Source organism: Albibacillus kandeliae (assembly GCF_003116585.1).
Classification (GTDB): domain Bacteria; phylum Pseudomonadota; class Alphaproteobacteria; order Rhodobacterales; family Rhodobacteraceae; genus Albibacillus; species Albibacillus kandeliae.
This window is the reverse complement of the sequence record NZ_QEHM01000007.1, coordinates 414,171-422,387: the sequence shown is the minus strand read 5'-3', so window position 1 is coordinate 422,387 and position 8,217 is coordinate 414,171. Positions and strand designations below refer to the sequence as shown.

Below are 8,217 nucleotides of genomic sequence, written 5' to 3'. Positions count from 1 at the left end.
AACATCGGGCCGGCATCGGCCAGCGAGGTTCCGAAACGTTCGAACTCGAACTGCTGGTAGCCCGAGCCGATGCCCAGCTCGAGCCGCCCGTTCGAGACGGAATCGACAAAGCCCACCTCGGCGAGGAAGCGCGCCGGGTGATAGAGCGGGAGGATGCAGACGGCCGAGCCGAGACGGATGCGCGAGGTCTTGCCCGCGCAATGGGCCACGGTCATCAGCGGCGACGGCGACAGCGAGTAGTTGTTGAAGTGGTGCTCGGCATACCAGGCGGCGTCGAAGCCGGCCTGTTCCGCCAGCACGGTCTGCTCGATCGAGTTCGCGATGACCTCGTGCGAGTCCTGATGGTATCCGCGTTGCTGCGCAAGCGTGAAGACACCGAATTCCATGGTGAATCCTCCCGAAAATGTTTCCTCGGGAGTCACCTTATTTCATTCGATATCTCGCCATAATATTCTAAAGATGAGGGGCAGCTTTTCAGAATGTGGAAAGATAGATGGACAAGCTCAGGGCGATGGAACTGCTGGTCTCGGCAGCGGAACTGGGGAGTTTCTCGGCAGCAGGGCGTCGCGCCGGTCTGTCTCCGGCGAGTGTCTCGCGCCATGTTACCGAACTGGAGGAGCATCTTGGCGTGACGCTGGTGCACCGGTCGACGCGCAACCTCGTCCTGTCCGAAGCGGGGCGCGGATTCGTCGCGCGGGCGGAGGCGATCCTCGCGGGGATCCGCTCGGCCGAGGCGGATGCGGTCTCGATGCAGGAGACGCCGCGCGGGGTGTTGCGGGTGCACTCGCGCACAATGTTCGGCCTCGCGGTGCTGGCGCCGCTGCAACCGGAGTTTGCGCGTCAGTACCCGGAGGTGGTGGTCGAGTTGCACCTTTCGGAGCGGCCCGTGCGGTTGCGCGAGGACGGGTTCGACCTCGACTTCCGGATCTCACCCCCGCAGGACCTGGGGCTGATGCGTCGGCGGCTCTTCCTGAGCGAGCGGGTGCTGATCGCCTCGGCCGACTACCTGAAGGGCGCGCCGCCTTTGAAGGTGCCGCAGGACCTGCTGAACCACGCCTGCCTGCCCTACGTGCTGGGACATGACGCGGTCTATTGGCGCTTCGTGCGCGGGGACAAGACCGAGGAACTGGCGGTGCCGGTGGGGTTCGCCTCGAACAACGGGCAGGTGCTGCTGGAGGCCGCGCGGCGGGGGCACGGGATCGCCCTGCTGGATCACTATACGGTGGCGGGGGATATCGCCGAGGGGCGGCTGGTGCGGCTGTTGCCGGACTATAGGATCACCAACACGACCTTCGAGGAGGGCATCTTTGCCACCTTCCCCGAAACCGTGCAGGTGCCGACCAAATTGCGCGTCTACCTGGACTTCGTGGCCGAGAACTGGCGCAGCCATGCCCGGATTCCGGACACTGACCGCCCCGAGCATTGACCCGCGGGTCAGTCGCTGCCTATATGCTTGAAAACTGTAGATACGGGGACATTCAGCGATGACCGAGGACACCGGCCAGGGCAATGGCAAGACGCCTGACGTAAGCCCGCGAGTCCGGGAATTGCTGGAGGTTGGCGCCCGTGTCTTTGCCGAAAAGGGCTATGACGCCGCCACCATGCGGGACGTGTCGGACGCCTCGGGCGTGTCCAAGGCGCTACTTTACCACCATTTCGAGAGCAAGGATAACTTCTACGCCCAGATCGCGTTCAACTCGTCCAAGGACCTCTACGACTTCGTGAAGGAGAACGTGCCCGAGGAGGCAACCGCCTCGGAAAAGGTGCGGGCCTTCATGATCGCGATGGCGACCTTCTTTCACGAACATCGCTGGGCGTGGATCGCGGCCAGCACCGCGTTCTGGAACGACCCCGACCGGCACCGGCTGGAAGCGCGGCTGAAGCGGCGCAAGGAGCTTGAGCACCATCTGCGCGACCTGATCCGCGAGGGCGTGGAGAGCGGCGAGTTCAACGATCTGGACCCGGCGATGACCGGGCGGCTGATCCTGTCCTCGGTCAACTGGATGCACCGCTGGTACAACCCCGAGAAGGCGATGACGCCTCCTCAGATCGTGGATGCCTACTTCGGGATCATCCTGAACGGACTCGCCCGGCGCTAGGGCGGGTCAGCCCATCCGCTTGCGCGGGATGTGGGTCATCAGTGTCTGGGTGAAACCGCCGTCCACTACGATATCCGCACCGCTGACATAGGAGGCGCGCGGGCTCGACAGGTAGAGTACCGCGTCGGCGATGTCTTCCGGCCGCCCGATCCGGCGGGCTGGCACCACGGCCTCGCGCGCGGCGCGGTCGGCGGGATCGGCGTAGAACGCCTGGCTGAGCGGGGTGAGGATCAGCCCCGGGCTCAAGAGATTGCAGCGCACGCCCTCGGGGCCCCATTCCACGGCGAGCTGCCGGGTCAGCATGGTGAGGGCCGCCTTGCTGGCGGAGTACCCGGCGCCGTTCGGAACGGAGTGGGTCGCCGCGATCGACGAGATATTGGTGATCGCGCCGGGCTGGTCCCGGTCGCGCAGGCGCAGAAAGGCCTGACCGGTCAGCAGGGCGGCAGTGGTGTTCACGGCGATCTGGCGTGCGAACTCGGCCTCGCTGACCTCGGCAAGGGCACGAGGCACCGACATGGCGGCGACATTGACGAGGATCTGGGGTGCGCCGATGGCCGCGCTGGCGGCCTCCATCGCAGGGGCGATCCCGTCGCCCTCGGCCAGATCGAGGGTGAAGGCCGGGTGCCGGTCGGCGAGCAGGGCCGACGTTGCTTCGAGGCCCGTGGTGTCGCGGTCGAAGAGGGCGAGCCTTGCACCCTGGGCGTCGAAGGCGGCGGCGATGGCCCGTCCGATGCCGCCGGCGGCGCCGGTCAGGAGGACGGTACGGTCGGTGAGGTCAAGCCAGGACATGCGGGTCTCCGGAACAGGAAAGCGCCGGACCCGAGGGCCCGGCGCCTGAGAACGAGGGTTGGGGTTACTGGAGGACGATCTCGTTGTCCTTCACCACCGCGCCCCAGAAGGTCATGTCGCTGTCGAGCTGCTTTTGCAGGTCGGCCGGGCCGCCCGGCTCGGGGATCATCCCGACCTTGAGCATCTGGGCCTGCAGATCGGGATCGCTCATCGCCTTCTCGGTGGCGGCGGAGACCCGGTCGATCATCTCCTGCGGCGTTCCGGCGGGGGCCATCAGGCCGAACCAGAAGGAGGAGACGAGGTTGGGGTAACCAAGCTCGGTGGTCGTCGGGATATCGGGGAACTGCTCCATCCGTTCCGGCGTGGTCAGCGCGAGGATCTTCAGATCGCCCGACTTCTGGTGCTCGAGCAGCGAGATCGGGCTGGAGAAGTTCAGCTCGGCCTGACCGCCGATCAGGTCCACGAGGGCCGAGGAGTTGTTGCGGTAGGCCACGTCGGCCATCTCGACGCCAAGCTCCTTGGCCATGGTCAGGCCGAAGAGGTGGGTCACGCTGCCGGGCCCGAGGGTCGCGTAGCGCAGCGGCTTGCCGGTCTTGTTGGCGTAGTCCACGAGGTCCTCGATCTTGTCGACGCCGATGTTGCTGGGCACCGCGACCGAGAGCGGACCGCTGAGCATGGTGGCGACCGGCGCAAAGTCGTCGAGCCCGAAGGTGAGGTTCGGGCGCAGCAGTACGTTGAGCGAGATCGGGCCGGTTGCGCCGATCAGCATGGTGTGGCCGTCCGGCTTGGCCGAGGCGACGTATTGCGCGCCGACGATACCGTTGGCGCCGGGTTTGTTCTCGACAAGGACGGGCTGGCCCAGGTCCTTGGTCATCATGTCGGCGACCTGCCGCACGATGCCGTCGATCAGGCCGCCCGCGCCATAGGGCACGACAAAGGTGATCGGGTCATCGGACTGCGCCATCACGGTCTGCGGCGTGGCGAAAGCGGCGGTAGCGGCAAGCGCGGCAATGGCCGCGCGGCGGTTGAACTTCATCGGTGGTCTCCTCCGTTTCAGGGGTCTGGCCCCTGCCTCTCCTGGCCGTCGCGCGGCCCCCGGTTCCGGAAGCTAGGGCCTGACCGTCCGGTCAGTCAAGGTGCTTTTTCGGGTTGTCGCAATTCGGTGCCGGTGCTATCACGGCGGCTGACCGTCTGGTCAGTCAGCGGTCGGAGGAGAAGATTCGAGGAGGAGTCATGGGCTACGAAACGTTGCAGTTCGAGCTGCACGGGCATGTTGCGCTGGTTACGCTGAACCGGCCGCCGGTGAATGCGCTGAACCGTCAGGCGAGGGCCGAAATCATCGCGGTGTTCGATGAGATCTCGGCGCGCGAGGATATCCGCTGCGCGGTGCTGACCGGGGCTGGCAAGACCTTCTGCGCCGGGGCCGACCTGAAGGATCGCCCGAACCTGGAACAGCCGGGCGATTTCCTCGAGCACAACCGGATCACCCGCGAGACAGGGAACGCGATTCGTGAATGCTCCAAGCCGGTGATCGCCGCCGTGAACGGTGCGGCGCTGGGGGCCGGGCTGGGGCTGATGGCCTCCTGCGATATCTTCTATGCCTCCGAGAACGCCACCTTCGGGATGCCCGAGATCAACGTGGGCCTCGCTGGCGGGGCTTCGATGCTGAACACCCTGTTTGGTCGTTCGACCATGCGGCGCATGTTCTACACCGGTGTCCGGCTGACCGCCGAAGAGATGCTGGAGCGGCGGGTGATCGAGAAGATCACGACGCTGGAGGATCTGGTGCCGACTGCCATGGCCGTCGCACAGGAGATTGCCTCGAAGAGCCCGCTGGCGATCCGCTATGCCAAGCAGGCGATGACGCTGGTCGAGCACATGCCACAGCGCGACGCCTACCGCATGGAGCAGAACTACACGATGGCGCTGGCACAGACCGAGGATGCCAAGGAGGCCCGCATGGCCTTCCTCGAAAAGCGCGAGCCCAAGTTCACGGGGCGCTGACATGAGTGGCGAACGCAGGCTGGGGCGCGGGCTGGATCAGATCTTCCGCCCCCGCAGCATCGCGGTGATCGGCGCCTCGACCGATCCGCGCAAGACGGGAGGCCGCCCGGTCTCCCTCCTCAAGAAACACGGGTACGCCGGGCAGATCCTGCCGGTAAACCCCAAGGGCGGCATGATTCAGGACCTGCCGGGTTATACCGGCGTGGCCGAGCTTCCCGAGGTGCCGGACCTCGCGCTGATCGCGGTGCCGGGGACTGGGGCGTTGGCCGCTGCCAAGGAATGTGCCGCGCGCGGGGTTCCGGCGGCCATCGTGCTGTCGGCCGGGTTTGCCGAGATGGGGCCGGCAGGGGCTACCGCGCAGGCGGAACTGCGGGACGTCGCGGATCGCACGGGGATGCGGGTGCTAGGGCCGAACTGCCTTGGGACCGTCAGCGTGCCGGAGCGGGCGATCGGGACCTTCTCGGTCGCGCTGGAGACCGAGATGCCGGCGGAGGGGCCGGTGGCCATCGTCTCGCAGAGCGGCAATGTCGGCAGCCTCGCCATGAAGATGCTGGGCCGCAGCGGCGCCGGGATCAGCCGGTTCCTCGCCTCGGGCAACGAGTGCGACGTGGACCTTGCCGACGCCATCGCATGGTGTGCGGGTGACGACGCGACGCGGGTGATCCTGTGCTGCATGGAGACCTGCCGGGACGCAGGCCGCCTGACCGAGGCGCTGGAAGTTGCGCGGGCGGCGGGCAAACCGGTGATCGTGCTGAAGATGGGCGCCTCCGATGCGGGGCAGGCGGCGGCGCTGTCGCATACCGGGGGCCTCGCAGGCTCGGACCGGGTGTTTGACGCCGTCTTCGCAAAACATGGGGCGGTGCGCGTGCATTCGCTCGAACTGCTTGTGCAACTCGGCAGTGCGGTGGCCGCCCTTGGTGACCGTCGTGTCAGCGCCGCGCCGTCGGTGTCGGTCATCACCGCCTCGGGCGGGTTCGGGATCATGATGGCGGACGCGGCCGATGCGCGAGGCATCGCGCTCAACCGCACCGGCACACCGGCGCAGGACCGCATCCGTGCCGTTCTGCCGCTGTCGTCGCCCGTCAACCCGGTGGACGCGACGGCGCAGATGTCGGCCAACCCTGAGACCTTCGAGGAACTGCTGTCGGCGGTCTGCGCAGATGAGGCGAACGAGGTTGTCTGCGTGATGATGGCGATGGGGCTCGACGTGCCGCGCCTGCGCGACGTCTACCTCGGCGCACTGCGCCGGGTGCGCGAGAGCCACCCCGACAAGGTGATCGTGGCCTGCGTGGCAAGCCCGGACGATGCGCTGCGGACGCTGAACGAGATGGGTATCCTGACCTTCCCGACCATCGACATGATGATGGAAGGGGTGGCCGGGCTGGGCCGCATGTCGGTCCCCGCGACGTCTGGGACGACGGCGGTGATCGCCGCAGAGCCGCTGGACCGGACCGCTGTCGCGAACGAGGCCGGGGCCAAGCGCGCGCTTGGCGCGGCGGGCATCCGGTTCCCGGAGGAGGTCATCGCCACCTCCGCCGATGCGGCGGGAGAGGCGGCTGAACGCATGGCCGCGCCGGTGGCCATGAAGATCCTATCGGCTGACATCCAGCACAAGTCCGACATCGGCGGTGTGGTGCTGGGCGTTACCGGCCGGGCCGCGGCAGCGGCGGCCTATGACCGCATCATAGCGGCCGCGGCCGATCACGCGCCCAAGGCGCGGATCGAGGGCGTGCTGGTCGCGCCGATGATCACCGGCGGTACCGAGCTGATCCTTGGCACCACGACCGATCCGATTTTCGGGCCCGTGGTCATGGTCGGGCTGGGTGGCATCTTTGCCGAGGTGTTCCGCGACACCGCGCTGCGCACGGCGCCGGTCACGCGGGACGAGGCGCACGCGATGCTGCGCGAACTGAAGGCCTTTGCCCTGCTCGACGGGGCGCGGGGCCGTGCGCCCGCCGACGTGGAGGCGGTGGCCGGGGCCATCGTCGCGCTTTCCGAATTCGCCGTCCGCCACGCTGCGGACGTGGCCGAGATCGACATCAACCCCCTTCTCGTCCGGGATGCCGGGCAGGGCGCCATCGCGCTCGATGCCCTGATCGTGCCGCGCGGGGAGACCAAGGCAGAGGCAGCCGAATGACACAGACAGCACTGGCCGAAACCCGGACGGCGGAACAGGGCATGGCCGCCCATGCGCGGGCCTGGCTCGATGCCAACCTGCCGGACGCGCTGCGCGAAGATCGCCCGAGCACGCGGCGCAACACCGTGGCCGAGCTCTGCGACTGGGAAGCGAAGCTGCACCGCGCCGGGCTGGTCGGGGCGACCTGGCCCAAGGAGTACGGCGGCGGCGGGCTGGGCCTGCGCGCCCATCTCGACATCAGCCGCGAGATCGGGCGGACCCCGATGCCCGAAAGCGTGAACTCGATCGGCAAGGAACTGGCCGGGCCGATCATCATGGCGGTGGGCCGGCCCGAGCAGAAGGCCGAATACCTGCCCGCCATCCTCGAGATGCGCGACATCTGGTGCCAGGGTTTCTCGGAACCGAACGCGGGATCGGACCTCGCCGGGTTGCGCACCCGCGCCGTGCAGACGGCGGACGGCTGGGTGGTGAATGGCCAGAAGATCTGGACCTCTGGCGCGTCCAAGTCGCGCCGCTGCCTGCTGCTGGCGCGGACGGGTCCGGTGGAAGACCGGCACAGGGGCCTCGTTCTCTTTGCGCTGCGCACCGACACGCCGGGCGTCGACATCCGCGAGATCCAGTCGATCGATGGTGAGCGGTCGTTCTGCGAGGTCTTCCTGAACAACGTGGTGATCCCCGAGGAGGACATGCTCGGGTCGCCCGACGAGGGCTGGGCCGCCGCGACGCGGGTGCTGTCGATCGAACGGGCGACCAACCGGATGCACCGCGCCTGGCGCTTCGAGAACCAGTTGAACCACCTCGTCTCGGCCTGCCTGTCGGACCCGGCCACCCGGCATCTGGCTGAGAGCACCTATCGTCGCGCTCTGGCCGAGGTCTCGGTGAACATCGAGCTGCTGAAGGGCCACGTGGAAACGCTCGTCGGGTCGCTGATCGACGGACAGGAGATCGGGCCGCGCGGGTCGCTGCCGAAGCTGTTCTGGAGCGAGGCGCACCAGGGATTTGCACGGCTGGCGCTGGAGATCGTCTCGCAGTTTCCGGTCGAGGCGTCCGACACTCTGAGGGTCGCCCGTAAGCGGATGGAGGATATCTATCTGAAGTCGCGGGCCGAGACGATCTATGCGGGCACGACCGAGATCCAGCTCGACATCATCTCCAAGCGAATTCTCCAGCTCAAGCGGAAGGCCTGAC

At 67.4% G+C, this 8,217-nt stretch carries 8 protein-coding genes; 5 read left to right on the top strand and 3 right to left on the bottom strand.

Features of this window, described 5'->3' with window-relative positions; genetic code table 11:
* Window positions 1–386, bottom strand: a 386-nt coding sequence (locus DDT93_RS17795; RefSeq protein WP_157960219.1) for an LLM class flavin-dependent oxidoreductase, incomplete at its 3' end; no start/stop codon positions are given.
* A gap of 107 nt (window positions 387–493) precedes the next feature.
* Here DDT93_RS17795 and DDT93_RS17790 point away from each other — a divergent pair.
* Both DDT93_RS17790 and DDT93_RS17785 read left to right on the top strand, forming a co-directional pair.
* The gene (locus DDT93_RS17790) at window positions 494–1,426 is read left to right on the top strand and encodes a LysR family transcriptional regulator (protein ID WP_109467203.1); all 933 of its coding nucleotides are present in this window, start codon (window positions 494–496) and stop codon (window positions 1,424–1,426) included.
* A gap of 58 nt (window positions 1,427–1,484) precedes the next feature.
* Window positions 1,485–2,099, top strand: coding sequence for a TetR/AcrR family transcriptional regulator (locus DDT93_RS17785; protein ID WP_109467202.1), 615 nt, complete (start codon window positions 1,485–1,487; stop codon window positions 2,097–2,099).
* Between the two features lie 6 nt (window positions 2,100–2,105).
* Here DDT93_RS17785 and DDT93_RS17780 read toward each other — a convergent pair whose 3' ends face one another.
* Both DDT93_RS17780 and DDT93_RS17775 read right to left on the bottom strand, forming a co-directional pair.
* Window positions 2,106–2,888 (bottom strand): SDR family NAD(P)-dependent oxidoreductase, encoded by a 783-nt coding sequence (locus DDT93_RS17780; protein WP_109467201.1) that lies wholly within the window; start codon window positions 2,886–2,888, stop codon window positions 2,106–2,108.
* A 64-nt stretch (window positions 2,889–2,952) separates the two neighbouring features.
* Window positions 2,953–3,924 (bottom strand): tripartite tricarboxylate transporter substrate binding protein, encoded by a 972-nt coding sequence (locus DDT93_RS17775; RefSeq protein ID WP_109467200.1) that lies wholly within the window; start codon window positions 3,922–3,924, stop codon window positions 2,953–2,955.
* Between the two features lie 197 nt (window positions 3,925–4,121).
* Between DDT93_RS17775 and DDT93_RS17770 the strand changes: the two genes are divergently transcribed.
* Genes DDT93_RS17770 through DDT93_RS17760 form a run of 3 tightly spaced genes read left to right on the top strand, consistent with a single transcriptional unit; the run spans window position 4,122 to window position 8,216 of the window.
* A complete protein-coding gene (locus tag DDT93_RS17770) occupies window positions 4,122–4,892 on the top strand; it encodes an enoyl-CoA hydratase/isomerase family protein (RefSeq protein ID WP_109467199.1) in 771 nt (256 codons plus the stop codon).
* 1 nt (window position 4,893) lies between these two features.
* A complete protein-coding gene (locus DDT93_RS17765) occupies window positions 4,894–7,029 on the top strand; it encodes an acetate--CoA ligase family protein (protein ID WP_109467198.1) in 2,136 nt (711 codons plus the stop codon).
* The gene (locus tag DDT93_RS17760; RefSeq protein ID WP_109467197.1) at window positions 7,026–8,216 is read left to right on the top strand and encodes an acyl-CoA dehydrogenase family protein; all 1,191 of its coding nucleotides are present in this window, start codon (window positions 7,026–7,028) and stop codon (window positions 8,214–8,216) included. Before DDT93_RS17765 ends, DDT93_RS17760 begins: the two co-directional genes overlap by 4 nt.
* The last annotated feature ends 1 nt before the right edge of the window (window position 8,217 follow it).

What these genes read in the sequence shown, in the direction of transcription:
- DDT93_RS17775 (WP_109467200.1), bottom strand. Translation starts at nt 3,924, where the DNA reads ATGAAGTTCAACCGCCGCGCGGCCATTGCCGCGCTTGCCGCTACCGCC.
- DDT93_RS17770 (WP_109467199.1), top strand. Translation starts at nt 4,122, where the DNA reads ATGGGCTACGAAACGTTGCAGTTCGAGCTGCACGGGCATGTTGCGCTG.
- DDT93_RS17780 (WP_109467201.1), bottom strand. Translation starts at nt 2,888, where the DNA reads ATGTCCTGGCTTGACCTCACCGACCGTACCGTCCTCCTGACCGGCGCC.
- DDT93_RS17785 (WP_109467202.1), top strand. Translation starts at nt 1,485, where the DNA reads ATGACCGAGGACACCGGCCAGGGCAATGGCAAGACGCCTGACGTAAGC.
- DDT93_RS17790 (WP_109467203.1), top strand. Translation starts at nt 494, where the DNA reads ATGGACAAGCTCAGGGCGATGGAACTGCTGGTCTCGGCAGCGGAACTG.
- DDT93_RS17760 (WP_109467197.1), top strand. Translation starts at nt 7,026, where the DNA reads ATGACACAGACAGCACTGGCCGAAACCCGGACGGCGGAACAGGGCATG.
- DDT93_RS17765 (WP_109467198.1), top strand. Translation starts at nt 4,894, where the DNA reads ATGAGTGGCGAACGCAGGCTGGGGCGCGGGCTGGATCAGATCTTCCGC.